This is a genomic window from Bradyrhizobium campsiandrae (assembly GCF_014529705.1).
Taxonomy (GTDB): Bacteria; Pseudomonadota; Alphaproteobacteria; order Rhizobiales; family Xanthobacteraceae; genus Bradyrhizobium; species Bradyrhizobium campsiandrae.
The window spans coordinates 109,006-134,980 of the sequence record NZ_JAANIH010000005.1; the positions used below are offsets into that span (position 1 = coordinate 109,006).

A 25,975-nucleotide genomic window follows, 5' to 3' on the forward strand; every position below is an offset into this window, starting at 1 on the left:
CATGATGGATGCAGTTGCTCCGGCCTCGGATACCGGGCCCAACCTTGCGGCGATCGCAGCAGATGCTTCCGGAGAACGGGTGGTGGGGAGACCCACCGTCTATGTCTACGAAGCACCGGTGCGGATCTGCCATTGGGTGAACGCATTCTCGATTGTGGTGTTGATGGTGACTGGCTACCTGATCGGAACGCCGCTGCCGACGGTCGCGGGCGAGGCTTCCGACAATTTCGTCATGGGTTACATTCGCTTCACCCATTTCGCGGCAGGGCAGGTGCTCGCGGTATTCTTCCTCACCCGCATCCTGTGGGCCTTCGTCGGCAATCACCATTCCCGGCAGATCTTCTACGTCCCGGTCCATCGCAAGCAGTTCTGGAAGGAAGTGCTGCACGAGATCCGCTGGTACGCGTTCCTAGAGCGCGAGCCGAAGATGTATGTCGGCCACAATCCGCTGGCGCAGACTGCGATGTTCACCGGCTTTACGCTATTCGTGGCCTTCATGATCATCACCGGCTTTGCGCTGTATTCGGAAGGTCAGGGGATCGACAGCTGGCAGCACAAGCTGTTTGGCTGGGTGTTCGTGATTTGGCCGAACAGCCAGGACGTCCACACCTGGCACCATCTCGGTATGTGGGCATTGGTGACGTTCGTGATGGTGCACATCTATGCCGCCATCCGCGAAGACATCATGTCGCGCCAGAGCATCATCTCCTCGATGATCTCGGGTGAGCGGCAGTTCCGTGATTGAAGGGGATGCTATCGATGCCGACATCCCCGCATGACGACCGCATCCTGGTGCTTGGCATCGGCAACATCCTGTGGGCCGACGAAGGCTTTGGCGTGCGCACGGTGGAAGAGTTCCACCGTCGCTACGTCGTGCCGGACAATGTCACCATTCTCGATGGCGGCACGCAGGGGCTCTACCTCGTCAACTATCTGGAGGAGGCCGATCGTCTGATCGTGTTCGACGCAATCGACTATGGCCTCGAGCCTGGCCAGTTGAAGCTCGTGCGCGACGACGAGGTGCCGCGCTTCACGGGTGCCAAGAAGATGAGCCTGCATCAGACCGGCTTTCAGGAAGTGATCAGCGCCGCCGATCTGCTGGGCAGATGTCCGCAGCATCTCGTGTTGATCGGCTGCCAGCCGCTCGATCTCGAGGACTGGGGCGGTCCGCTGACGCCGCCGGTACGGGATCAGATCGCACCGGCAATCGATCTCGCCTGCGCCGTGTTGGCGGAGTGGGGCATCACGGTCGGCCGCCGCAGCGTGCCATTGGCAGACACCGAGCGACTGCTCGCCAACGACATCGACTACGCCAATTATGAGATGCGGCCGGCCTGACCGGCACGGTCTTTCGGAGAAAGCGCGATGTGCCTCGGCCTGCCGATGACTGTTATCGAGACCGATGGGATGTCGGCACTGTGCGAATTCCGCGGCGAGCAGCGGCGCGTCTCCGTGCTGCTGCTCGCCAACCCGCCGGTCGGCGCCCACGTCCTCGTCTACATCGACACCGCGATCCGGTGTCTCGACGAGGAGGAGGCGCGCCTGATCGGCGCTGCGATCGACGGTCTCGGTGCCGCGCTCGACGGCGAGAATTGTGACCGCTTCTTCGCCGACTTGATCGACCGCGAGCCGCAGTTGCCGGCCCATCTTCGGTCCGAATAGGGCCAGGTCCCCCCGAAATTGCCATGCTCATTGCCATGCTCGCAGCCGAAGCGGCTTGTGCTCGCCGCGGGTCCGTTGGAAGCTAGCTTTCTATCATGCAAAGAAAGCTTTCATTGAAAATGGAAAGTAACTTATCATCGAGGTCCGTACGACGATCGGTGACTAGAAAGACATGATATAAATCAATGACATAAATCTGGAAGAATGCTGGATTGTCCTGGCACATCGCTTGCTAACCTCTATCCCGAGCAAAATCATAAGCTTGTCAGGGGAGGTCTGATGGAATTCCAGGTGGGAAAGCACGATCTGACGCGGCACGGCCTCAACGAGGTCGATGCTGCGACGGTCGATCAGTTTCTAGGCGCGGCTGACGAGGCCGGTGTGGTCGCGGTGCTGCTGTCGGCAGGCGATCCCAATCGCTTTCCGGAGGCGGTCGACGTCGCCGTGGTGCTGCCGGAGCTGATCACGGCATTCGGCGGCCGGCTGCGCGGCGCGGTCATCGCGCGTGACGCCGAGCGTGCTCTCGGCGAGCGCTTCGGCGTACGCGTGCAGCCGACGCTGATCTTCGTCGCCAGGGGCGAGACGTTGGGGCTGATCGCCAAGATCCAGGACTGGTCGGTCTATGTCGATCGCATCACCAGGCTAATCGACCATCCGCGCGGGCAAAGCGCTGCAGTCGCCGTCACCATCGTTCCCCAGAATCGCGCGCAAGGTGTCGAACTATGAAGGTCGGATTCTGGGATGCACCAGAAGGCGCCGAGCAGCCGGTCAGCGTATTTCCGATTGGCGAAGAGAGCCTCAATGCGTCGAATGGCAGCCTGACGGCGGCCGGCGCGCTCGCGAGGCTTGCGACGCTTGACAGCGCCGAGCTCGCCAAGAGCTGCCCGAACGCGGTCGCACTGCTATCGAAGATCGCGGAGGCGATTGCGGCCCAAAAGGCGGACGCGCCATCGCAACTGTTCCGGCTTGCCAATCTCAACGAGCTCGAGAGCAAGCTCGTTACCGATGTGCTCGGCGAGGGCGAGGTCGGCGGCGTCGTCGCGCTGCCGGACGGATCGTTGGCGCAGATCCAGGAATCGGTGCTCGCGGGAATCTGGCGCGTGCGGCTCGAGACCGACGCCAATCATGAGTACCTCGAGATCGCAGCGATTCCCGAGATCGTCAGGCGCGCGGCTGCCGACCTGACGTCCGCCGATTTCGAGATCGGAGAGGTGCCGGACGGCGCCATGAACGTGCTGCCGGTGCTCGCCGAGATCCGCGAACGTGCTCTGGCCTGGCGGCCCGGTCTCCGCTCGCAGATCATCAATTTCACGCTGCTGCCGATGAGCCCGGTCGACATGAGTTTTCTGCAGGACACGATCCGGAACGGACCGATCCAGCTCGTCTCACGTGGCTATGGCACCTGCCGGGTGCTGTCCACCGGCATTCGCAATGTGTGGTCGGTGCAGTTCTTCAACGCCATGGACACCATCATCCTCGACACGCTCGAAGTCGGCGGCGTGCCAACCGTCGCACTTGCCGCGGATGAGGATTTCGAGGATTCCGCCGAGCGGCTTCACGAAATCATCGAGGCCTATTTCAAATGAGCGCCTTCGAGAATTTCGGCGTGCGCCAGGACGTTGCCGATGTCACGCGGCTGGAATGCGGCATCTGCTGGACCGTGTATGATCCTGCCGATGGTGACGAGGTCGCGCAGATCGCTCCCGGCACGCCGTTCGCGGCGTTGCCGGAGGAGTGGCATTGCCCAAACTGCGACGCTCCGAAATCCAAATTCATGGCGATCGAGGCATGACGGCAAGCGCGCCAGATCTGGCCGGCGAGGCCGACGCGGTGGCGTGGGGCGAGCTTCTGGCCGGAACCTACCGGGAGATCGGCGCGCGCGCGATGCGCGATCTGCCGATCTACAATGACGCGCTCGGCGTCGAGGCAATCGGTTTCCGCCACTTCGACGGCACGATCGTCGGCATCCTGGTGACGCCGTGGTTCATGAATGTGATGATGCCGGCGAGCGCAGCGCGGGACGGCTCGGGCGCGGCCGTGCGCATCCGCTTTCCCGCAGGCGACATCGAGTTCACCCTGAGCGAGGCCGGACAGTTGGGCCGGATCGCGAGCTGCTCGCTGTTCTCGCCGATGTTCCAGTTTGCGGACATGGCGGCGGCGCGGGCGACGGCGGAGGCCGCGCTTGCCGAACTGATGCTGGCGGCGGACAGTGAGGAGGCGGTCCGACGCCGCGGGCCCGCGACAACCCCGATCGATCGGCGTCATTTCCTGCGCGGGACTTTGACGGAGCGGCGCGCATGAGCCTGGCCTTCCGCAACGAGATCGACATCACTGTGTGGCTTGCCAGCGGCAAGATCGCCGACGTCGCGATCCGGCCGCGCAGCCGGCCACCAATGACGCGGCTGTTTGCGGGAAAGCCGGCGGTCTCGCTTCTCCCGGTGCTGCCGCGGCTGTTTTCGCTATGCTCCGTCGCCCACCAGGTGGCATTCCTGTCGGCCGTCGAGGCAGCGCAAGGGCGGGAGGCGACACGGATGGCGGTGCAGGGCCGCGTGATGGCTGTTATTGCCGAGCGACTGACCGAGCTGCTGCGCAGCCTGTTCGTCGGACGGCTCGCACTGGATGCGGCGGGCGCGGCGGCCGTGCGGAGCATGATGCAGGCTGGCATGGTCCTCGGCGGCTCGAGCGAGCCCGTTCCCGACGCTTTGCGCCGCGATGCGGTCGCACAGATCAAGGCCGCGCTCGGCGCTCTCGGGATCACTGGCCAGACGCTGGCCCCGAGCAGCGCGCTCGCCGCCTACATCGCGACCTGTCATGACAAGGGCTTGTCGTCGCCGATGGCCGAGCCATCATTCCTGACGGCGGCTGATGATCTCGACGTCGTCACGCGCCTGCTGGCGGACGGTGCGGCCTACTCCGATGCGCCGGATCTCGATGGCAAGATCCCGGAAACCGGTGTCTGGGCGCGCAGGGCGCGGCGTGAGCGAGCCGCGTCGCCGGAGGCTAGCCCAGGCGCGCGCCTCAAGGCTCGCATCGCCGAGATCGCACAACTCTGCGCCTGGCTTGACGGCGGCGAGGCCGATCCCGCCGACGAGGCCGTCGCGAGCTATCGCCTCGGCGCTGGCAGGGGCGCGGCGGCGGTCGAATGCGCGCGTGGCCGGCTCTATCACGCCGTTGCACTCGACGAGGAGGATCGCATCGTCAACTTCGAATTCCTGGCGCCGACCGAATGGAATTTTCATACCCGAGGACCGCTGGTCCGGAGCCTCAAGGGCTCGCTGATCGCCGCGGGCAGGCGGGGACAGGAGGCGGTTCGCGTCATGGTCGACTCGTTTGACCCTTGCGTCGGCTTCAGCCTCGAATTTCGCGAGGCCGGCCATGCATGAGATGGCGCTGTGCGAAGGCATCATCGGCATCGTCGAGGAGGAAGCGCGCAAGCGCGCCTTCGCGAAGGTGAACATCGTCTGTCTGGAGATTGGCGCGCTCAGCCATGTCGCGCCGGAGGCCTTGAAGTTCTGCTTCGAGGCCGTCGCCGCGCGGACCATCGCGCAAGGCGCGCGGCTCGAGATCGTCGAGACGCCGGGAACGGCCTGGTGCATGGCCTGCTCCAAGAGCGTCGAGATCAAGCAGCGGTACGAGCCGTGCCCGTCCTGCGGCGGCCATCAACTGCAGGTGACTGGCGGCGAAGAGATGCGCGTCAGGGAATTGGAGGTCGACTGATGTGTACGGTCTGCGGCTGCAGCGACGGCAAGGCGTCCATTAGACACGCGCACGATCATGATCATGATCATGGTCATGGCGGACATCATCATCATCACCATCATCACGGTGATGGACATGATCACCACCATCACCGAGATCACGCGCCTGACGATGGAGGGCTGCTCGACTGCGGCGCCAATCCGGCCGGCCAGAAGATCGCCGGCATGAGCAGCGACCGCATCATCCAGGTCGAGCGCGACATTCTCGGCAAGAACGACAGGCTCGCGGCCGACAATCGGGCCCGCTTTCAGGCCGACGAAGTGCTTGCCTTCAATCTGGTCTCGAGTCCGGGCGCCGGGAAGACCTCGCTGCTGGTACGTGCCGTCTCGGAGTTGAAGAACGGCTTCCCGATCGGCGTGATCGAGGGCGATCAACAGACGTCCAACGATGCCGAACGGATTCGTGCAACCGGCGTCGCGGCGATCCAGGTCAACACCGGCAAGGGCTGCCATCTCGATGCCGCCATGGTCGGCGAGGCCTATGACCGCCTGCCGTGGCTGAATGGCGGCATCCTCTTTATCGAGAATGTCGGCAACCTCGTTTGCCCCGCCGCATTCGATCTCGGCGAAGCCTGCAAGATCGTGGTGTTCTCGACCACCGAGGGCGAGGACAAGCCGTTGAAATACCCCGACATGTTCGCGGCCTCCTCCTTGATGCTGATCAACAAGATCGATCTCGCGCCAGTGCTTGATTTCGATCTCGCCCGGACCGTCGAATATGCGCGGCGGGTCAACCCGGGGATCGAAGTGCTGACGGTGTCGGCGCGCACAGGTGAAGGATTTCCCGCCTTCTATGCCTGGATTCGCCGGCGCGGGGCAAAGATGAAGCAGACGGCGATGGCCACGCAGGATTGACGATGAGCGAAGGGGCCACAGCACGAGACCGACAGCGGCTACGCCTGCATGTGCGTGGCGCCGTGCAGGGCGTGGGTTTTCGTCCCTATATCTACGGCCTTGCGACGCGTTATCGTCTCGGTGGATTCGTCGCCAATGACCCGCATGGTGTCGTCATAGAGGTCGAAGGCGAAGGCAAGCGTGCCGCCGACTTCGTCACCGCACTTCCGCTCGAAAAACCGCCACTGGCGCGGATCGACGAGATCTCGGTGCGCCCGATCTGCGTGGCGGCGAGCAAGGATTTCAGCATCCGTCCAAGCGAGCAGGGCAAGGTCTCGACGCGTATCGTCGCCGATGCCGCAACCTGCACGGACTGCCTGCGTGAGCTGTTCAACCCGGCCAGCCGTTTTCACCGCTACCCCTTCGTCAATTGCACCCATTGCGGTCCGCGCTATACGATCGCCGAACGGCTGCCCTATGATCGCAGCACGACGGCCATGAAGTGCTTTGCGATGTGCGAGGCTTGCTCGGCCGACTACGCCGATCCAGCGAGCCGCCGCTTCCACGCCGAGGCGATCGCCTGCCCGCAATGCGGCCCACGGCTCAGCCATGGTATCGAGGAGATCGCGACCGCGGTGGCGACCGGTGGAATCGTCGCGATCAAGGGACTTGGCGGCTATCAGCTGATCTGCGATGCCCGCAACGAACAGGCCGTGCAGCGCCTGCGGCAGCGCAAGCATCGCGATCAGAAACCGTTTGCCGTCATGACCGGATCGGCGCGCGACGTTGCCGAGATCGCCGAGGCCGATCCGGTGGAACTCGCCTTGCTCGAGAGTTCGACGCGGCCGATCGTGCTAATGAACTCGCGCTACCGGCTCGCTCCGGCGGTCGCGCCGCAGCTGTCGCGGGTTGGCGTCATGCTGCCGGTCACGCCGATGCACCACTTGGTTCTCCACGCCCTGAATTCGGCGCATCCACGGCACGACGAGAGTTGGGCGATCGTCGCGACCAGCGCCAATCCGGGCGGAGAGCCGCTCCTGATCGATAACGACGAGGCCAGGCAGAGGCTCGCAGCCATTGCCGATCTCGTCGTGACCCACGACCGCGACATCGTGACCCGCGCCGACGACTCCGTCGTGTCGGTGGTCGCGGGACGAACGCAGTTCATCCGCCGTGCTCGCGGCTACGTTCCCGAACCCGTCCGTCTCGCCCGATCTGTTCCACCCCTCCTTGCGGTCGGCGGTGCCCTGAAGTCGACCGTTACCGTCACGCGCGGCGGCGAGGCGTTCGTCTCGCAGCATATCGGCGATCTCGACACCGCCGAGGGCATTCGCTTCTTCGAGGAGACCGTGAATCATCTGCTTTCGACGCTCGATGTCGATCCGGTCGTTATCGCTCATGATCTGCATCCGAACATGGCTTCGACCCGTTTCGCCGAAGCGAGCGGAAAGAGGCTGATCGCGGTCCAGCATCATCATGCCCACGCCGCCTCCGTCATGGCCGAGCACGGCATCGAAGGTCCTGCGCTCGCTCTTGTGCTGGATGGTTTCGGTCATGGCAGCGACGGTGGCAATTGGGGAGGTGAGCTGCTGCTGTGCGATGGCTGGTGTTTTCGTCGCCTCGGTCATCTCGCTCCGCTCAAGATGCCGGGCGGCGACCGGGCCGCGCGCGAGCCATGGCGGATGGCGGCGAGCGTGCTGCACGGTTTGCACCATGGCGACGACATCGCGCGCCGCTTTGCGGAGCAGCCGCAGGCGTCGCGCCTGAATGCCTTGCTCGACCAGTGCGATGTGCCGACTACGACCAGCGCCGGTCGGCTGTTTGACGCCGTTGCGGCGCTGCTTGGCGGCTCGGCCGTGCAGAGCTATGAAGGCGAGGCCGCAATGAAGCTGGAAGCGCTCGTGCGCAGGCCGCGCATCGCCGAGCACGGCTGGACGATCGAAAACGGCGTGTTGTCGCTTGGCCCGTTGCTCCTGCGGGTTGCGACCGAGGAGGTCGATCCGGTCGTTGGTGCCGAGCTGTTCCACGGCACCTTTGCCGCCGCCTGTGTCGACTGGATCGGTCGTGCAGCGCGCCAGACCGGCATCACCACCGTCGCCCTGAGTGGCGGCTGCTTTCTCAATGCGATTGTTTCAGGCGAAATCGAACGCGGCTGCATTGCCGCAAAGCTCTCGCCATTGCTGCCGCGACAGGTTCCGCCCAATGATGGCGGCCTCAGCCTCGGCCAGGCCTGGATCGCCGCGCTCCATTTCCTCGAACAGCAAGGCCCGGAAGGAACCGCCTGATGTGTCTCGCGATACCCGCTGAGGTCACGAAACTTTTGCCCGACGCGATGGCCGTCGTCACCATTGACGGCGTCAGCAAGGAGATCTCGGTCGCCCTGATCGAGGATCTCGCCGTGGGTGACTATGTCATCCTCCATGTCGGCTATGCGCTGGCCAAGATCGATCCCGAGGAGGCTCGGCGGACTCTCGAATTGTTGCGCGAGCTCAGCGCCGAGGCCCAGGGAGCCATGCCATGAAATATGCCGACGAGTTTCGCGACAAGCAGATCGCGCTGGGGCTCGCAAAGGCGATTTGCGCCGAGGCCGATCCGCAGCGGCCCTATCGCTTCATGGAATTCTGCGGTGGCCATACCCACGCGATCTCGCGCTATGGCCTCGAGGACATGCTGCCGAAGACCGTGCGGATGATCCACGGCCCCGGCTGCCCGGTTTGCGTGCTGCCAGCCGGGCGCATCGACATGGCAATCCGGCTCGCAGAGCGCAGCGAGGTGATCCTGTGTGTGTATGGCGATTTGATGCGCGTACCGGGGTCGCAAGGTGCCTCGCTGCTGAAGGCGAAGGCGCGCGGGGCCGATATCCGCATGGTCTATTCCACCATCGATGCGGTCAGGATCGCGGACGAGAATCCCGAGCGCGAGGTCGTGTTCTTCGCGATCGGCTTTGAGACCACGACGCCGCCGACCGCGGTCATGATCCGGCTGGCGGACAGGAAACAGCTTGAAAATTTCAGCGTATTCTGCAACCACGTGCTGACACCGCCGGCTATGCAGAACATTCTCGATAGTCCCGACATCCGCAACATCGGGCGGGTCGAGATCGACGGTTTCGTCGGACCCGCCCACGTTTCGACCATCATCGGTACTGCGCCTTACGAATTCTTCGCGGAGGAATTCGGCAAGCCCGTGGTGATCTCCGGGTTTGAGCCGCTCGACATGATGCAGGCGATCCTGATGCTGGTGCGGCAGGTCAACGAGAACAGGCACGAGGTCGAGAACCAGTACAGCCGCGCCGTAACCCGCGATGGTAATCTGCGCGCCAAGGAGGAGGTCGCCGACATCTTCGAGCTGCGCGACGAGTTCGAATGGCGCGGGCTCGGTTCGGTGCCTTACAGCGGCCTGAAGCTGAAGCGCGCCTACGCCAAATATGACGCCGAAATTCGCTTCGACATGAACGAGCTGCGTGTCGATGACAATCCGGCCTGCGAATGCGGCGCCATTTTGCGCGGGGTGAAGAAGCCGGTCGACTGCAAGCTGTTCGGCACCGTCTGTACGCCGGAAACGCCGATGGGCTCCTGCATGGTCTCCTCCGAAGGCGCGTGTGCGGCGCATTGGACCTACGGCCGCTTCCGCGACCATCAGCAGAGGCGGGCGTCATGAAGGCCCATCAGCGCAAGCTCGATATCAAGAACGGCTGCGTCGACCTGTCTCACGGTTCGGGCGGTCGTGCCATGGCGCAGCTGATCTCCGGCCTGTTCCACGAGGCTTTTGGCAATGAATGGCTGGCTCGGGGCAATGATCAGTCGGCGTTCGCCGTCGGCGCCGGGCGCATGGTGATGACGACCGACGGCTATGTGGTTTCGCCGCTGTTCTTTCCCGGCGGCAATATCGGCTCGCTCGCGGTCCATGGCACCGTCAACGACATCGCCATGGCCGGCGCGAAGCCGCTCTATCTCTCGGCCAGCTTCATCATCGAGGAGGGGTTTCGGTTCGCTGACCTCAGGATGATCGCGGAGTCCATGGGGCAAGCAGCGCGCGAAGCCGGCGTCCACATCATCACCGGCGACACGAAGGTGGTCGAGCGCGGCAAGGCTGACGGTCTGTTTATCTCGACCGCCGGCGTCGGCGTTGTGCCCGACGAGCTGGACCTGTCGGCCGAGAAGGCTGAGGCCGGCGACCGGGTCCTGATTTCCGGCACGCTCGGCGATCACGGGGTTGCCATCATGTCCAAACGGCAGAATCTCGCGTTCGAAACGGAGATCGTCTCGGATTCGGCGTCGTTGAACGACCTGGTCGCGAAGATGGTGGAGGTCGGGGGACACGGCATCCGCCTGATGCGCGATCCCACGCGTGGCGGGCTCGCGGCCACGTTGAACGAGATCGCCGAGCAATCCGATCTCGGCTTCCGCCTCCAGGAAGAGGCGATCCCGGTGAAGCCGGGCGTGGCCGCGGCCTGCGAGCTGCTGGGGCTAGATCCGCTCCATGTCGCCAATGAGGGCAAGCTGGTCGCAATCGTGTCGCCGGAGGCGGCCGAAGCCGTGCTGGCGGCAATGCGCGCGCATCCGCTCGGCCGGGATGCCGCCGATATCGGCGAGGCGGTTGCTGACGATCATCATTTCGTGCAGATGGCGACGAGCTTCGGCGGCGGTCGAATCGTCGACTGGCTCTCGGGCGAGCAGCTGCCAAGAATCTGTTGAAGAATCTGTTGAGGAATCTGCCGAGGCCACGATGCGCATCCTGCTCCTGTCGCATTCCTTCAACAGCCTGACGCAGCGGCTCCATGTCGAGCTCAGGGAGCGTGGCCATGAGGTCTCGGTCGAGCTCGATATCCATGCGGACGTCACGCGCGAGAGCGTGGCCTTGCACCGGCCCGATCTGGTCATCGCACCATTCCTGAAGCGCGCCATCCCTGACGACGTCTGGCGAAGCGTGCGCTGCCTGGTCGTGCATCCGGGTCCGCCCGGCGACCGCGGACCGGCCGCGCTCGACTGGGCTGTTCTCGAGGGCGCCCGCGAGTGGGGCGTCACGGTGCTCCAGGCGGACGGCGAGTTCGACGCCGGCCCGGTGTGGGCGTTTCGCGCGTTCCCAATGCGGAATGCGGCCAAATCCAGCATCTACCGAAATGAGGTGACGGCGTGCGCCGTCGAGGCGGTGCTGGACGCCATTGATGCGATCGAATCCGGACATGCGACGCCGCAGCCGATGCATGCGGCCGATCCGCGCATTCGCGTGAGGGGGCCCTGTCGTCAGGCGGATCGGGCGATCGACTGGCAACGCGATATGACCGCGACCGTCCTGCGCAAGATCCACAGCGCTGATGGTATGCCGGGGCTTGTCGACAGCCTGTTCTTCGAGGACGTCAGGCTGTTCGACGCGCACGAGGCGCACGGCATTTCCGGTGTGCCAGGCACCGTCGTGGCCCAATGCGACGGTGCACTCGGCCGTGCCACGGTGGATGGCGCGGTCTGGATCGGTCACGTCAAGCGGCTGGGACCGAAGAGCCTGAAGCTGCCGGCGACAAAAGTGTTCGCCGCAGAGGCGGCTCGCCTGCCGCACCGACCCGGCTGTGGCTACGCGCCGGTGCAACATCGCGAGCAGGGCGAGGTCGGCGTATTGCAATTTTCGTTCTACAACGGCGCGATGAGCAGCAGCGACTGCGAAGTCTTGCTCGACGCCTATCGCACGGCGCTGGGGCGCCCGACCAAGGTGCTGCTCCTGACCGGCGGCCATGACTATTGGTCGAACGGAATTCATCTTGCCGAGATCGAGGCGGCCGACAGCGCCGCCGATGAGTCCTGGCGCAATATCAATGCGATCGACGATCTCACCCGCGCGATCATCGAAACCACCGACCGTCTGGTCGTCTCGGTGATCAGAGGCAATGCGGGAGCGGGCGGCGTGTTCCTGAGCCTGGCTGCCGATGAGGTCTGGGCGAGCGACCGGATCGTCCTCAATCCGCATTACAAGGACATGGGCAATCTCTACGGCTCGGAATACTGGACATATCTGTTGCCGCGGCGTGCGGGTGCGGCGAACGCAACCCGGATGACGCAGTGCCGATTGCCGATGGGCGTGGAGGAGGCTCGGCGGCTCGGCATCGTCGACCGTGTGCTGTCGGGCGCGGAGCTTGCAGAGGCTGATCTCGTGAAACGCGCTGCCGCCATGGTGGCGGACGAAGGTTTTGCCGCGCGCCTCGCCGACAAGCAGCGACGGCGCGCGAGCGATGAGGCCGCAAAGCCGTTGCAGGCCTATCGTGACGAGGAATTGCGCCGGATGCGCCTCAATTTCTTCGGCTTCGATCCGAGCTATCACGTGGCTCGCTACAATTTCATCCACAAGGTGCCGAAGTCGCGCACGCCGCTGACCATCGCCACTCACCGGGCGCGGCGGACGCCCGATCAATCCAGCCGCATGGCGGTGCGATCTTGAGCGTGCAGGGAACCATTTTGGTCGTCGATGACGAGGTCCGCTCTCAGGAAGCACTGCGGCGCGTCCTTCGCGAGGACTTTGAGGTGCTCTGCGCCGGCAGTGCGGCAGACGCGGAAAAGTTGCTGGAAGGCGAAATCGTCCACGCCATCCTGTGCGACCAGCGCATGCCTCATGAGTCGGGCGTCAGCTTCCTCAAGCGGGTCAGAGAGGTCTGGCCAGATCCGGTGCGGATGATCATCTCCGGCTATTCGGACTCGGAGGACATCATCGCCGGGCTGAACGAGGCCGGCATCTACCAGTACATCACAAAACCCTGGCAGCCCGACCGCCTCATCGACATCGTCAAGGAGGCGGTCCAGCTCTACCGCCTCCAGAAGGAGACCGAAACTGCCGGCGTCGACGTCAAGGCGACACCGGAGCACATCAAGAAGGTCGTCTCGGTCAAGCGCGGCGCGGCAAAGCAGCTCTACGACTTCAACCGCATCGTGCATTCCCCTGACAGCCCGATGCATGCCGTCATCGAGCTCGGCCGGCGCGCCGCCGAATACGACATATCCGTGCTGATCACCGGTGAGTCCGGCACCGGCAAGGAGCTGCTGGCGCGCGCGATCCATTACGGCTCGGCCCGCGCCAGCAAGGCCTTTGTGGTCGAGAATTGCGGCGCGCTGCCTGACGAGCTGCTGGAAAGCGAATTGTTCGGCTGCAAGAAGGGGGCCTTCACCGGCGCCTACCAGGATCGCATCGGCCTGTTCGAGGTCGCCGATGGCGGCACCATCTTCCTCGACGAGATCGGTGAGACCTCGCCGGCATTCCAGGTCAAGCTGTTGCGCGTGCTCCAGGAGAGCGAGATCCGGCCGCTGGGCGCGCAGCGGGTGCGCAAGGTCGACGTCCGTGTGGTGGCCGCCACCAACAGGGATCTCGAGGCCGAGGTCGAGGCGGGCCGCTTTCGGCGCGATCTGTATTATCGCCTGGCCGCGTTTCCCGTTCACATGCCGGCGCTGCGCGAGCGTCCGATGGACATTCCGCTGATCGCGGAGGGGGTGCTGTCGTCCGTCAAGACCTCCTTCAACCGGCCGAGCCTGCGCTTTGCCGCTCCAGCTCTCGAGGCGTTCGTCAAATATCACTGGCCGGGCAATGTGCGCGAGCTTCAGAACGAGATCCAGCGCATGGCTGTTCTGGCCGACGCCGACGAACTGCGCGCCCCGCTGCAGCTCGGCCGGCGCAACAGCAGGCAGCCGGCCATGGCGGTCCATGGCAAGCTGAACGGTTCGGCCACCCTGAAGGATAAGGTGGAGGATCTCGAGAAGTCGGTTATCATCAGCTATCTGGAGCGGTACGAAGGCAATATCAGCCGGGTCGCGAGCGAGCTTGGGCTGTCGCGTGTCGGTCTCAGGAACAAGCTGTCCAGGTATGATTTGAGAAAAAATGCCAAAGGCGACGCATTCTCCTGATGCTGGCGAAACCGAATCGCTGCTCAAGCTGATCACCAATCGCGGTGCGATCGAGTTCGATCATGAGCGCGAGGACGCCTGGATCGAAGTCATCCGCAAGATGGACGAGGTCTACTCCGACCTCCTGCGCTACGAGGTCGATCTCGAGCACAAGAATGCGGAGCTCGAAGAGGCGCAGGCCTTCGTCACCAACGTCATCGAGTCCGTTTCCGACATCCTCATCGTCTGCGATGCGAAGGGACTGGTGCAGCAGGTCAATTCCGCGTTCCAGCACACGCTCAATTGCAGTGTGCTGGAGATCGTCGGCAGGAACATCGCCGATGTCATCGATGTCGCCGACAATGCCAAGCTGGTCTCGCTCTTGAAGCCGCGCAGCGGTTCTGATGTCGTCGATGGCGAGCTACGGTTCTCGAGCGAACGCGGCAGTTCCGATCTCTTCGCCATCAACAGCTCCCCGCGCCACGATCATCGCGGCCGCTTCATCGGGGTGGTGCTGACCGGACGGCCGATCGGCGAGCTTCGCCGCGCTTATGAGGCGCTGCACAAGGCGCATCACGAGTTGCAGCGCGCCCAGCGTCAATTGGTCGAGCAGGAGAAGATGGCAAGCCTCGGCCGGCTCGTCGCCGGCGTTGCGCATGAGTTGAACAACCCGATCAGCTTCGTCTATGGCAACATCCACACGCTGACACGCTATCGCACCGCGATTGTCGCCTATCTCGATGCCGTCCACGGCAAGGGCAAGGCGGACGACCTGCAGGCTCAAAGGAAGAGCCTGCGCATCGACGATATTCTGGAAGATTTCGGACCGCTGATCGAAGGCACGCTGGAGGGCGCGGTCCGTATCAGCGAGATCGTGAAGAATCTGCGACGGCTATCCTTCAGCAAGATCGGCGAGGTCGAACGCGTCAATATCGAGCGGCTGATCAACACCGCGGTTTTGTGGGCAGTCCGCACCAAACAGATACGCGTCGACCTGCAGATGGAGATTGAGCCGGAACTCTGGATTTCAGGCAACGAGGGGCAACTGCATCAAGTGATCGTCAATCTGGTGGAGAATGCCATCGACGCGATGCGGGGCACGGAGCTGCCGCGGTTGGTCGTCTCAGCCGCACGCACAGGCAACGAGATCCTGTTCAAGGTCAGCGACAATGGCCCCGGCATCGACAACGACCACATCAGCCACGTCTTCGAGCCGTTCTTCACCACCAAGCGGGTCGGCGAGGGGACGGGACTAGGCCTCTGGATCAGCTACGGCATCGTGCGCGAACATGGTGGCGAGCTGGTTGCGGCGAACGAACCAGACGGCGGCGCTAGTTTCAGTTTTGCGTTGCCGTCCGCTTAGCGGATTGACGGAATCGCAAGTCGCTACTGTTTGAACTGGGTGTTTGCAATCGGCATGATCGAAGCCAGCTTCCAGCCATCCGAATCTCGAACCAGGGTCTGGCTGATTAGGAAGGTGCTGCTTTGCGGCTCTGCCCCTGGCAAGCCTCGCGTGAACACAATAGGGACCAATATTTGTGCGACGTGATCCGAGATCAGCGCGACGTGGAATTTCGACATGTCGGGCGCGACCCGCCAGGTTCCCTGATAGTATTCGCTGAAGCGCGCCGCGACCGACTCCGTCCCTCTGATTTCGACACCTCGCGAAAAGAACAGAAGTTGAGGTGAATTCCACAGCATTGATTTCACTTTCGCCGCGTCGTGCGCATTCTGTGCTGCCACGAATTGCGAGAAAAAGTCCCGCACGCCGTCCTCGCTCGGCTGCGCCAATGCAGGCCCGCTCAGGGCCAATGTAGCCGTGATGAGAAATGCTATTGCGAGTCGTTTCATGCGATCCTTCCTTTCGTGGCGACATTGCCGTGTCGCCTCCAGTTCGAATATCGGGTCGCTCACAGCGCGTATTTCCACTAGCCATTCTCATTGCTGAAATGCACGGAGGTCCGCGATACGAACGGCGTCCTGGCCGCACCGCGAGAGGACTGAAAAGAAAGGCGATGTTCTGATGTAGCGGCGCCCGAATAGAGCCTTCGAGCGCCATTCTCCTGCATGACCGGGGCTTCGACACGTGTCATCAGCTCTATCTGCGATGCGGGCGGCAATGCGCCTTGGCCAACCCGGATCAAGGTACGTGGAGTTAGCTGCAGCTCAGCGGCAGCGGCTGGCCGGGATGCAACTCGTACCAGTCGTAACAATCCGGATAGGCGCCGTAGAACCCATAGCCCGGCCGGTAGCGGCCGTAGCTGTGAAACGCGTGTTGGCGAAGACCGGCGGTATGGTCACCAAAGCCGAGGTGCTCTCCGCCGAACCGGGCACCGCCACCAAAACCGCCCTCATGGCCCATGCCGCCGAAATGCCCACCGCCGAAGCCCGCATGTCCGCCGCCGAAGCCGCCACCGCCGCCGTGACCACCACCACCGCCATGCGCATTGGCTGCGCCGATGGCGAGTGTCGAGGCGAGTGCCGCTGTTGCCAGAATCATGATCGTGCGCTTCATGGGAGGCTCCTCTCGTGTTGTGCTGCCCGGCCATGCTGTGCGCGAGGCTGCCGATGACCGGGTCAGCGATGGGTGAGAGGTAGGCGCGACACGCGGCAATCCAACTGAATTCGCAGTCATAGATGAGCCGCGCCGCCCGTGAAGGTGATCTTGCCGCGCCTGGCCGCGACGCGCGCTAGGGAGCGGGCTGAACGGAGCAGCCCGCCCCCTGTCGTTCCAAGCGGCGGCCGGTGCCGGTGCACGGCCGATCGCGTCGACGTGATCAGTAGCTGCCGGTGCCCGGCTCGCACGGCACGTTGTTGCCGGTCCACGGCGCGGTGGCAAAGGCGCCGACGCGGGGGGCCGGAATGCAGGCGCGTTCGCCCGGATAGTAGAATGGCGCGTTCGTTGCGACCGTGTCGGCTTCCACCGCGGGCTGCTGCACGACGCGATGATGCTCGCGCGCCATGACGGGGCCTCCGAGCATGGCGGCTGCGATCAATCCCATCGACAACAATTTGGACGTGGTCATTCGCTCTCTCCATTGATGACTTCAGGCCGAACCAGCCGGCTCGTCATCGAGGTGTGAGCAATCGATCGCGATTCAAACGCACGATTCGTTCACCGCGGTTCAACCGGCTGTGAGCCAATGCCGCGCAGCAAGCACGATCGTGCGAATGCATAACATCCGTGGTCCCTGAAACTACAGCGCGTGCGTTTGACGACATATGTTCGATCCAGCGAAGTTCGCAGCGGGGACCGGAAAAGATGATCACGACATTGGGAAGATGGATCGCCTCTGCACTTGCGCTGTTCGCAAGGCGCCGAGCCGACATCATGAACTGTAATTCAATGGCGCCCCTGCCGCTGCCGATTTACGTCGTCATGCCGCGGGTGGCCGGCATCGGACGGTCTCAACGGCGTGCGTTCGAAGCGGGCGGGCATCGAACGTGACACAGCGCGCCGCCGAGCCCGAGCGTTCCCACCGCCCACCAAAGCGTCGCGCGGAGCGTGGGACGACGATCATGAGCCGGATTCTGCTGATCGAGGATGACACCGAGACCGCCGAGGCGATTGTCGCCGAGCTCGCCGATCGTGGCTTCGAGGTGCAGTGGACTGGCGACGGCGTCGACGGTCTCGATCGGGCCCGTGCGTCGAGTCCCGACGCCATGATCGTCGATCGCATGCTGCCGGGAATGGACGGGCTGACCGTCATCGAGGCGCTACGCAAGGATCAGGTCAGGACGCCCGTACTGGTGTTGAGCGCGCTCGGCGCCGTGGATGACAGGGTGCGAGGGCTGCGGATGGGTGGGGATGATTATCTCACCAAGCCGTTCGCGCTCATCGAACTGGTGGCGCGAATCGAGGCGTTGCTGCGCCGGCCGACGGAAAGTCGTGAGACCATCTTGCATGTCGGGCCGCTGCAGCTCGATCTGATCGAGCGGACCGCGTGCCGCGGCGAGCGCTGGCTCGAGCTGTTGCCGCGCGAATTTCGCTTGCTCGAATACATGATGCGCCGGAGCGACCAGTTGCTGACGCGCGCGATGCTGCTCGAGGAGGTCTGGAACTACAAGTTCGTTCCGGCGACCACTAACCTGATCGACGTGCATATGGGCCGGTTGCGTCACAAGGTGGACGGTCCCGGAGAGACGCAGCTGATCCACAACGTTCGCGGCTCCGGCTTCGTCCTCCGATCGCGGCAATAGGAGCGAATGATGCACATCCAGTTGATCCGCTCCAGCACGTTCCTTTGGGCCCTCGCCGTGGCGGCCGCCTTCGCGCTTTTCGTGGTCGCCTTGTTCGCGTTCATCTACTGGAAGCTGGATGGTTATCTGGTCGCGCGATCCGATCGCATGATCGCGACGCAGATCCGCTTCGTCGCGGAGTTGCCCTCCGCACGCCGCATCACCGCCATCGCGGATCATCTCGCGCAGGATTCCAGGGGCGTGCAGTATGCGGGATTGTTTGATGCCGGTGGCGCCCGCATTGCCGGCAATATCGACCGCGTGCCGCGCGAGCTGGGACTCGATGGAGCGGTGCAGGGCGTGCGGCTCGATCTGTTCAAAGAGCCGGCGGTCCATGTGCCGGCGGTCAGGGCGGCCGGCTGGCGCCTCGATGGCGGCGACGTTCTGGTGATGGGACGGAACGTCGACGAGACGCGCGAGATCTCGAGCGTGGTGGGGCAGGCGCTCGCCCTGGGTCTGCTGCCGGCGTTCAGCCTCTGCCTGCTCGCGGGTGCCTGGCTGAGCTTGCGTGCCCAGAGACGCGTGGAGGAGGTCAACCAGAGGGTCCAACGCATCGTGGCTGGCGAGCTGCGTGAGCGGCTTCCGGAGGGTGGAACGGACGATCCGTTTGCGCGATTGGCCAGGATCGTCAACGGTATGCTCGACGAGATGGAGATGATGATCAATGCGCTCGCCGGCGTCGGCAACGACATCGCTCATGATCTCAGGACCCCATTGACCCGCGTCCGCCTGGCGCTGGAGCGCGGGCGGACGCATGCGGGTACGCTGGAGCACCTCCAGGACATCACGGACAAGGCTATTGCCGGCATCGACCAGTCGCTTGCGATCGTCACGGCGTTGCTGCGTCTCACCGAGATCGAGAACAACCGCCGCGTGGCGGGCTTTGGCGACGTCGCGCTCGACGAGATCCTGCGGGAGGTATGCGACGTTTACGAGCCGATCGCCGAGGACAAGCATGTCGAGCTTGGTGCCGTCACCGCCCGCAACGTGCAGGTGTGGGGTGACCGGGATTTGTTGTTCGAGGCGGTCGCCAATCTCGTCGATAACGCCATCAAGTTCACGCCGTCAGGCGGGTGCGTGGAGCTCACCCTGGAAGCGGAGGACGACACCGTGCTGGTGCGCGTGAGCGATACCGGCCCCGGCATCAGCGAGCAGGAGCGCGAGGCCGTGCTGCGGCGGTTCTACCGTTCCGACAAGATGCGCAACACTCCCGGCGTCGGGCTTGGACTGAGCCTGGTGGCCGCGATCGTCAAGCTGCATGGCTTCCGGCTGATCATCGGCCCTGCGCCCGGTGGTCGGATCGAGATCCTTGCCTGGGCCAGGAGGGCGGGCAGGTCCAACACGCGCCGGTCGCGCGCATTGCTCCACGCAGACGCGTGCCAGATGGGATGAGGCAAATGGCGCGCAATGCTTTCGAGATCAAACTGCCGGCCAGGGCGATTGGAGTGACAAATGCAGACGAGCCATGAAGTCGTGAGGCGCGATCCTGTTGGCGCGCCGACCGCATCGGTGTCGATTCCGTTCCTGAATGCTTACTCGGCGACGATCAGGCGCTTCGATATGCTTGAGCCGGGTCAGGAGCAGCAGCTGGCGCGTCGCTGGCAGGAAACGCGGGATCCGCGCGCCGCGGATGCGCTCGTCACCAGCCATCTTCGGCTCGCCGCCAAGCTGGCGCGAGGTTACAAAGGATACGGTCTGCCACTGGTGGACCTGATCGCGGAAGCGAATCTCGGTCTCGTGATCGCTGCGTCGCGGTTCGAACCCGGCCACGGCGCGCGGTTCTCCAGCTACGCGATCTGGTGGATCAAGGCCACCATTCACGAATACATCCTGCGCTCCTGGTCTCTGGTCAAGATCGGGACGACGGCTGCCCAGAAGAAGCTGTTTTTCAGGCTCCGCGGCGAGATCAGGAAAGCCACCGGGAGCGTGATGGCGGGGCTCACGCCCGACGTCGCCGAACTGATCGCCGCGAGGCTGGAGGTGACGGCGCGCGAGGTGATCGAAATGGATGCGCGGCTCAATGGTGACATGTCGCTGAACGCGCGCGTCGGTGACGAGGACGGTGGAACCGAGCTGGAAGCCTTGCTGGTCGATGGAGCGGTTGATGCGGAGACGTCGCTTGCCGACCACGACCAGACCGAGCGGCGCAGCAAAGCCTTGCGTATTGCACTGGACGGGCTCGCGCCGCGGGACCGTCGTGTCTTCGAAGCGCGGCGACTGGCGGAATGCCCGGTGACGCTCGATCAGCTCGCCCGGGAGCTGTCCATATCCAGTGAGCGGGTTCGGCAGATCGAGCTACGCGCCTTCGCCAAGGTCAAGCGGACCGTGATGCTCGCCGCGCAGGATGCGTCGCGCGCCGTCGCATGCCGCGACTGAATTCGTTTTCATTTGAACGGAGGTCCGGCCGTCCTCACCTGTCCGACGAATTGCGCAATCTTGCTCCAGGCAGACCATCATGGGAATTGTCCGTTTCGCTCTGCGGCTTCCGCACACGTTCTACGTGCTCGCGGCACTGATTCTGTTCCTCGGCGGCATCGCCATCCGCTCGATGCCGACAGACATTTTTCCGGAGATCCGGATTCCCGTCGTCACGGTTATCTGGAGCTACACCGGCCTCTCGACGCCGGAGATGGAGCAGCGCGTCAGCACCTACAGCCAGTACTCGATCAGCGCCAATGTCAACGGCATCAAGAATATCGAGGCGCAGACCCTGAACGGCCTGTCGATTCAGAAGATCTACTTTCAGCCGGACGTGAATCTCGATCTTGCGATCTCGCAGATCGTCTCGGCGACCAACGCCATTCGCGCCCTGATGCCGCCCGGCATCCAGCCGCCGATCATCGTGCAGTTCAATGCCTCCAGCGTGCCTGTGCTGCAGCTCAGCCTCGAATCCAACAGCCTGAACGAGCAGCAGCTCTATGATTTCGGCATCTATAGGGTTCGCCAGCAACTGGCACCGGTGCCTGGCGTGACCTTGCCCACGCCCGCGGGCGGCAAATATCGCCAGATTATGGTCGATATCGATCCGAACAAGCTGCTGTCGCGCGGGCTGACGCCGCTCGACATCGTCAATGCGGTGAACACCCAGAACCTGACGCTGCCGACCGGTACGACCAAGATCGGTGACACCCAGTACACCGTTCGGACCAACGCGACACCGGCGACGATCCACGATCTCAATATGATCCCGGTCAAGTTCGCAAACGGCGCCACGATCTTCCTGAAGGACGTCGCCCAGGTCCGCGACGGCGCCCAGGTCCAGCAGAACATCGTCCGCGAGGACGGCCATCGCGCCGTCCTGCTCAGCGTCATCAAGAACGGCAATGCCTCCACGCTCGCCGTCGTCAACGGTGTGAAAGCGGCCCTTACATCGATCCGCGCGGCGGCGCCGGCGGGCATGAAGATCAACGAGCTGTTCGACCAGTCGATCTTCGTCACTCACTCTGTCGATGGCGTGTTGCGCGAAGGCGCGATCGCGGCCGGCCTGACGGCGCTGATGATCCTGGTGTTTCTGGGATCGTGGCGATCGACGCTGGTCGTCCTGATCTCGATCCCGCTTGCGATGCTGTGCTCTCTGATCGCCCTCTATTTCCTCGGCGAGACCCTCAACACGATGACGCTCGGCGGCCTGGCTCTTGCGGTCGGTATCCTCGTCGACGATTCGACCGTGACGATCGAGAATACGCACCGGCTCTGGACCGAGGAAGGCATGCCGCTGCCGGACGCGACCCTGCATGGGGCCGCGGAGATTGCGGTGCCGACGCTGGTCTCGACACTCGCGATCAGTTGCGTGTTCACTTCTGTGGTGTTTCTCGAGGGCCCGGCCAAATACCTGTTCACACCGCTCGGCCTCGCCGTGGTGTTCGCCATGCTGGCATCATACGGGCTGTCGCGAACGCTGACGCCGATTACCATCGGTCTGCTGCTGAAGGGCGAGCGGCGTCATGGAGAGGGCGAGCGTCCGTCAAACGTCTTCGCGCGCGCTTCCGCGGCGTTCGAGCGCGCCTTCGAGCGCCTGCGCGATGGCTATTCCGATCTCCTGCTGCGGCTGCTGCGACATCGCGCCATCGTTCCGATCGTCGCCGTGGCGGTGCTGGCGCTCGGAGCCACCATGTTCACTTACGTCGGACGAGATTTCTATCCCCTGATCGACGGCGGGCAGATCCAGCTCCATGTTCGTGCGCCCGCGGGTACGCGAATCGAGCGGACGGAGGCGATCTTCCAGGCGGTCGAGGACGAGATCCGCGACGTCATCCCGGAGCGCGACCGGGCACTGATCGTCGACAATATCGGCTTGCCGGCGCGGGCGTACAATCTCGCCTTCGCGGACGGCTCGACGATCGGGGTGAACGACGGCACCATTCTCGTGTCGTTGAAGGACGGACACAAGCCGACTGCGGACTACATCAAGAAGCTGCGGCAGGTGTTGCCGACGGAATACCCGGAGGACACCTTCTATTTTCAGGCGGCCGATATCGTCACGCAGATCCTGAACTTCGGTCTCCCCGCACAGATCGATGTCCGAACGGTCGGTTACGGCAACAATAATCTTTCCGTCGCCAAGGAGCTGCAGAAGAGTCTTGCCGCGATCCCCGGCGTCGTCGATGCGCACCTGCAGCAGGAGGTCGATGCTCCCGCATTCTATGCCGACATAGACCGTACCCGCGCCGCGCAACTCGGCCTCAATGCGAGCACGGTGGCGACCAACATCAATGTCAGCCTTTCGTCGTCCGCGCAGGTCTCTCCGAATTTCTGGACCGATCCAGCGTCAGGCATTCCATACTACCTGGCCGTGCAGACGCCCGAATACCGCGCCAATTCGCTGAACGCCCTGGGCAACACGCCAGTGTCGGCCTCGCTCGCTGCGAGCGGGCAGACGGTGCCGGGCCTCCTCAGCAACGTCGCGACCTTCAAACGGGGCACCGTTCCGACCAATTCCAACCAGGCCAATGTCCAGCCGGTGTACGACATCTATGCCAGCGTGCAGGGCCGTGATCTCGGCGGTGTCGCGGCCGACATCGAGAAGGTGACATCCACGCTGCAGAAGCAGCTTCAGCCGGGCAATTCGATCCAGGTTCTCGGACAGATCCAGAGCATGCATCAGTCGTTCCGCGATCTCGGACTTGGCCTGGTGTTTGCAGCCATCCTGGTCTACCTGCTGATGGTCGTGAACTACCAGAATTTTGGTGATCCCTTCGTCGTCATCCTGGCGCTACCGGCGACATTCTGTGGCATCGTTACGATGCTGTTCATCACCGGCACGACGCTGAACGTGCCATCGCTGATGGGAGCCATCATGGCGATCGGCGTTGCCTCCGCAAATTCCATCTTGCTCGTCACCTTCGCACGCGACGAGCAGTTGAAGGGCCATTCGGCCTTCCAAGCAGCGTTGAGCGCGGGCCGCACGCGAATCCGGCCTGTGCTGATGACCGCGGCGGCGATGATCGTGGGCATGATTCCGATGGCGATCGGCGGGCCTGGCGAGGAGCAGAATGCGGCGCTCGCGCGGGCGGTCATCGGCGGCCTGCTGTTCGCGACCCCGACCACTTTGCTGATCGTGCCCTGTCTCTTTGCCATGCTGCGCAAGGGCAATGACGGCAAGCCTCGCCATGGCGTATTCGAGGAGCAACCGGAATGAGCGATGTTCGCGCAAGGAGCAATGACGACGAGGCCAACGACCGTCCTGGGAAGGAAAGCCTGCGGGTCGTGGAGCTGCCGAGCAAGGCCACACGATCCGGACGCCGTTATAGTGCACTGCTCGGAGGAGGCGTACTCGTTGTGCTCATAGGCGCTCTCGGCGTTGGCGGATGGCGGCACTACGAGGCCGCGCGTGACGTTGCCGCAGTGGCGGAGCAGATTCGGACCAACGTTCCCGAGGTTCGGGTTGCGATGGTCAAGCCCAGCGGGAACCTGATGAAGGTCAGCCTGCCGGCGACGACGACCGCATTCGAGGCGGCCAACATCTTTGCGCGAACCAGCGGCTACGTCGAGAAGCGCTACGTCGATATTGGAGATCGGGTGAAGAAGGGCGATCTTCTCGCGGAAATCACTGCGCCGGAGCTGGATCAGCAGATTGCGCAGGCGCAGGCGACACTCGCCCAGGACCAGGCCGCCCTTCAACAGGCGCAGGCAAGCCGGGAGTTGGCCGACGTCACCAATTCGCGCGACAGCAACCTCGTCAAGCAGGGCTGGTTGACGGCACAACAGGGCGACAACGATCGTCTCACCCTGCGGGCGCAGCAGGGCGCGGTTGGCGTCGCCCAGTCGAACGTCGCAGCGCAGGAAGCGCAGATCCGGGTCCTTCAGCAGGAAAAGTCCTACCAGCGTGTGGTGGCGCCGTTCGACGGTGTGGTCACGCAGCGCAACGTGGACAATGGCAGCCTGGTGCAGTCGGGCTCGACCTTCATGTTCACGATGATGCATTCCGATGTGATCCGAACCCAGGTGTTCATACCGCAGGACGAGGCATTCGGCGTCGCTCCGGGCGTTGATGCGGACATCCGCGTCCCCGAGATTCCGGGACGGTCGTTTGCCGGCAAGGTCACGCGGATCGCATCCGCGCTGCAGCCGGGGAGCCGCACTCTGCTGACCGAGATTGACGTTCCCAACCCCGACGGCCTGCTCAGTCCGGGCATCTATTGCACGGTCGAGCTATCGATCCCGCTCAGGACGCCGTCGATGACAATCCCGTCCGACGCGCTCGCCTTCGATCAGAACGGCCTCCATGTCGTGGTCGTGCGGAACGGTACGGCGCATTTCCAGCAGGTATCGATCTCCCGGGATTTCGGTACCACAGTGGAAGTGCGCGACGGCGTGCAGCCCGGCGATCAGGTCGTGCTCAATCCGGCCGTCAATCTGGCGGAGGGCAGTAAGGTCACTGCCCGCAAGACTGAGACCAGCTAGGGACGCAACAGATGATGCGGATCGCACTGGTGATGATGTTAGCCTTGCTGCTCGGCAGCTATCCGTGCACGGCACAGGTCGCAACGACAGGCAGCACCGCGATGTACCTGCCGACGGTGCCGGGCGCGATCGTGATCTCACCGCTCAACAGCCCTGGGCCGTTTTCCGCAACGACCGTGTCAGGTGCTCCGGATACGACCCTGGCGCCGGTTCCGCTAGCTTCGGATCCGACGACGCCGGGGACAGTGGTGGTCTGCGCTCCGCCGTCGTCGTCGCCAACGCCGGTGCCGGCGACGCCGATCGTATCGCCCACGGGCCTTGCACCGCCGGGCATCGCTGCTCCGTTGCTCCCGGTCATAGGGCAGAACAGTAGCGCCATCGGGACGATCACCGCGGCGACGCCGGCGGGAACGGGGGCGCCGGTGGCGTGCAGCTCAACGCCTGGAGGGCAGGTGGCAAGCGCTGCGTCCCTGGCATTGTCGATCCCGCAAGTCGTCATGAGCCCGGCGCCCGGGACGATCGTGGCGGATGTCAGCGGCGGTGGTGGTACGGGCATCGACCCCAATGCTACCGTTGCCCCGAGCCCAAACAGCTCGGCCTGTATGGAGGGCGTCTCGATGAACCTCGCTTCGCCTGCGACCGTGTTGCCGGCGAACGCTTCAGGCGCTGCGCCGACGCCGGGCGTACCGCCAATCCTGCCGCCAGGATGCTGACGAGCGC

General features: G+C 63.8%; 26 protein-coding genes. 22 read left to right on the plus strand and 4 right to left on the minus strand.

All coding sequences use genetic code 11. The features are described 5' to 3' along the window. Window position 1: 1 nt before the first annotated feature. The 17 genes from cybH (at window position 2) to G8O24_RS05575 (ending at window position 15,476) form a co-directional block, all read left to right on the plus strand. Complete coding sequence (cybH, locus tag G8O24_RS05495) at window positions 2-745, plus strand: Ni/Fe-hydrogenase, b-type cytochrome subunit (protein ID WP_188097255.1); 744 nt, start codon at window positions 2-4, stop codon at window positions 743-745. A gap of 14 nt (window positions 746-759) precedes the next feature. Beyond that, entirely contained in the window at window positions 760-1,338 is a 579-nt protein-coding gene (locus tag G8O24_RS05500; protein ID WP_188097257.1) for a HyaD/HybD family hydrogenase maturation endopeptidase, read from the plus strand. A gap of 27 nt (window positions 1,339-1,365) precedes the next feature. Further along, a complete protein-coding gene (locus tag G8O24_RS05505; RefSeq protein ID WP_188097259.1) occupies window positions 1,366-1,662 on the plus strand; it encodes a HypC/HybG/HupF family hydrogenase formation chaperone in 297 nt (98 codons plus the stop codon). Between the two features lie 279 nt (window positions 1,663-1,941). Then, complete coding sequence (locus G8O24_RS05510) at window positions 1,942-2,388, plus strand: thioredoxin domain-containing protein (RefSeq protein WP_188097261.1); 447 nt, start codon at window positions 1,942-1,944, stop codon at window positions 2,386-2,388. Next, window positions 2,385-3,248: a hydrogenase expression/formation protein gene (locus G8O24_RS05515; RefSeq protein WP_188097263.1), complete on the plus strand. Its 864-nt coding sequence runs from the start codon at window positions 2,385-2,387 to the stop codon at window positions 3,246-3,248. The genes G8O24_RS05510 and G8O24_RS05515 overlap by 4 nt, the downstream gene beginning before the upstream one ends. Continuing rightward, window positions 3,245-3,454: a rubredoxin gene (locus tag G8O24_RS05520; protein ID WP_188097265.1), complete on the plus strand. Its 210-nt coding sequence runs from the start codon at window positions 3,245-3,247 to the stop codon at window positions 3,452-3,454. The genes G8O24_RS05515 and G8O24_RS05520 overlap by 4 nt, the downstream gene beginning before the upstream one ends. Continuing rightward, a complete protein-coding gene (gene hybE, locus G8O24_RS05525; protein ID WP_188097267.1) occupies window positions 3,451-3,963 on the plus strand; it encodes a [NiFe]-hydrogenase assembly chaperone HybE in 513 nt (170 codons plus the stop codon). The genes G8O24_RS05520 and hybE overlap by 4 nt, the downstream gene beginning before the upstream one ends. Then, entirely contained in the window at window positions 3,960-5,045 is a 1,086-nt protein-coding gene (locus G8O24_RS05530; protein ID WP_188097269.1) for a nickel-dependent hydrogenase large subunit, read from the plus strand. The genes hybE and G8O24_RS05530 overlap by 4 nt, the downstream gene beginning before the upstream one ends. Next, window positions 5,038-5,379, plus strand: coding sequence for a hydrogenase maturation nickel metallochaperone HypA (gene hypA / locus G8O24_RS05535; protein WP_188097271.1), 342 nt, complete (start codon window positions 5,038-5,040; stop codon window positions 5,377-5,379). Before G8O24_RS05530 ends, hypA begins: the two co-directional genes overlap by 8 nt. Continuing rightward, complete coding sequence (hypB, locus tag G8O24_RS05540) at window positions 5,379-6,275, plus strand: hydrogenase nickel incorporation protein HypB (RefSeq protein WP_188097273.1); 897 nt, start codon at window positions 5,379-5,381, stop codon at window positions 6,273-6,275. The genes hypA and hypB overlap by 1 nt, the downstream gene beginning before the upstream one ends. 2 nt (window positions 6,276-6,277) lie before the next feature. After that, window positions 6,278-8,539 carry a carbamoyltransferase HypF gene (hypF, locus tag G8O24_RS05545; RefSeq protein WP_188097275.1) on the plus strand — a complete coding sequence of 754 codons (2,262 nt, stop codon included), beginning with the start codon at window positions 6,278-6,280 and terminating at the stop codon, window positions 8,537-8,539. Then, window positions 8,539-8,775 carry a HypC/HybG/HupF family hydrogenase formation chaperone gene (locus G8O24_RS05550; RefSeq protein WP_188097277.1) on the plus strand — a complete coding sequence of 79 codons (237 nt, stop codon included), beginning with the start codon at window positions 8,539-8,541 and terminating at the stop codon, window positions 8,773-8,775. Before hypF ends, G8O24_RS05550 begins: the two co-directional genes overlap by 1 nt. Then, complete coding sequence (gene hypD, locus G8O24_RS05555) at window positions 8,772-9,914, plus strand: hydrogenase formation protein HypD (protein ID WP_188097279.1); 1,143 nt, start codon at window positions 8,772-8,774, stop codon at window positions 9,912-9,914. The genes G8O24_RS05550 and hypD overlap by 4 nt, the downstream gene beginning before the upstream one ends. Continuing rightward, entirely contained in the window at window positions 9,911-10,951 is a 1,041-nt protein-coding gene (gene hypE, locus G8O24_RS05560) for a hydrogenase expression/formation protein HypE (protein WP_188097280.1), read from the plus strand. Before hypD ends, hypE begins: the two co-directional genes overlap by 4 nt. A gap of 31 nt (window positions 10,952-10,982) precedes the next feature. Next, window positions 10,983-12,683 carry a hydrogenase maturation protein gene (locus tag G8O24_RS05565; protein WP_188097282.1) on the plus strand — a complete coding sequence of 567 codons (1,701 nt, stop codon included), beginning with the start codon at window positions 10,983-10,985 and terminating at the stop codon, window positions 12,681-12,683. Next, window positions 12,680-14,134 (plus strand): sigma-54-dependent transcriptional regulator, encoded by a 1,455-nt coding sequence (locus G8O24_RS05570; RefSeq protein WP_188097284.1) that lies wholly within the window; start codon window positions 12,680-12,682, stop codon window positions 14,132-14,134. Before G8O24_RS05565 ends, G8O24_RS05570 begins: the two co-directional genes overlap by 4 nt. Beyond that, on the plus strand, window positions 14,109-15,476 hold the full coding sequence (locus G8O24_RS05575) for a PAS domain-containing sensor histidine kinase (protein WP_188097286.1): 1,368 nt from the start codon (window positions 14,109-14,111) through the stop codon (window positions 15,474-15,476). Before G8O24_RS05570 ends, G8O24_RS05575 begins: the two co-directional genes overlap by 26 nt. A gap of 23 nt (window positions 15,477-15,499) precedes the next feature. Here G8O24_RS05575 and G8O24_RS05580 read toward each other — a convergent pair whose 3' ends face one another. From G8O24_RS05580 to G8O24_RS05590, 3 genes are all read right to left on the minus strand, one after another. Then, entirely contained in the window at window positions 15,500-15,964 is a 465-nt protein-coding gene (locus tag G8O24_RS05580) for a YybH family protein (RefSeq protein ID WP_188097288.1), read from the minus strand. 304 nt (window positions 15,965-16,268) lie between these two features. Further along, window positions 16,269-16,628: a hypothetical protein gene (locus tag G8O24_RS05585; protein ID WP_188097290.1), complete on the minus strand. Its 360-nt coding sequence runs from the start codon at window positions 16,626-16,628 to the stop codon at window positions 16,269-16,271. Between the two features lie 262 nt (window positions 16,629-16,890). Then, entirely contained in the window at window positions 16,891-17,139 is a 249-nt protein-coding gene (locus G8O24_RS05590; RefSeq protein WP_188097292.1) for a hypothetical protein, read from the minus strand. A gap of 493 nt (window positions 17,140-17,632) precedes the next feature. Here G8O24_RS05590 and G8O24_RS05595 point away from each other — a divergent pair, with 493 nt between their 5' ends. The 5 genes from G8O24_RS05595 to G8O24_RS05615 all read left to right on the plus strand — a co-directional run bounded on the left by G8O24_RS05595 (window position 17,633) and on the right by G8O24_RS05615 (window position 25,255). After that, entirely contained in the window at window positions 17,633-18,313 is a 681-nt protein-coding gene (locus G8O24_RS05595; RefSeq protein WP_188097294.1) for a response regulator transcription factor, read from the plus strand. 6 nt (window positions 18,314-18,319) lie between these two features. Further along, entirely contained in the window at window positions 18,320-19,744 is a 1,425-nt protein-coding gene (locus G8O24_RS05600; RefSeq protein ID WP_188097296.1) for a sensor histidine kinase, read from the plus strand. A 60-nt stretch (window positions 19,745-19,804) separates the two neighbouring features. Next, window positions 19,805-20,728, plus strand: a complete 924-nt coding sequence (rpoH, locus tag G8O24_RS05605; RefSeq protein WP_188097298.1) for an RNA polymerase sigma factor RpoH — start codon at window positions 19,805-19,807, stop codon at window positions 20,726-20,728. A 79-nt stretch (window positions 20,729-20,807) separates the two neighbouring features. After that, window positions 20,808-23,990: an efflux RND transporter permease subunit gene (locus tag G8O24_RS05610; RefSeq protein WP_188097300.1), complete on the plus strand. Its 3,183-nt coding sequence runs from the start codon at window positions 20,808-20,810 to the stop codon at window positions 23,988-23,990. Further along, window positions 23,987-25,255, plus strand: coding sequence for an efflux RND transporter periplasmic adaptor subunit (locus G8O24_RS05615; RefSeq protein ID WP_188097302.1), 1,269 nt, complete (start codon window positions 23,987-23,989; stop codon window positions 25,253-25,255). Before G8O24_RS05610 ends, G8O24_RS05615 begins: the two co-directional genes overlap by 4 nt. Window positions 25,256-25,313: 58 nt before the next feature. On the opposite strand, the gene G8O24_RS05620 is transcribed toward G8O24_RS05615, so the two are convergent. Next, window positions 25,314-25,811: a hypothetical protein gene (locus tag G8O24_RS05620; RefSeq protein ID WP_244645748.1), complete on the minus strand. Its 498-nt coding sequence runs from the start codon at window positions 25,809-25,811 to the stop codon at window positions 25,314-25,316. Between the last annotated feature and the right edge of the window lie 164 nt (window positions 25,812-25,975).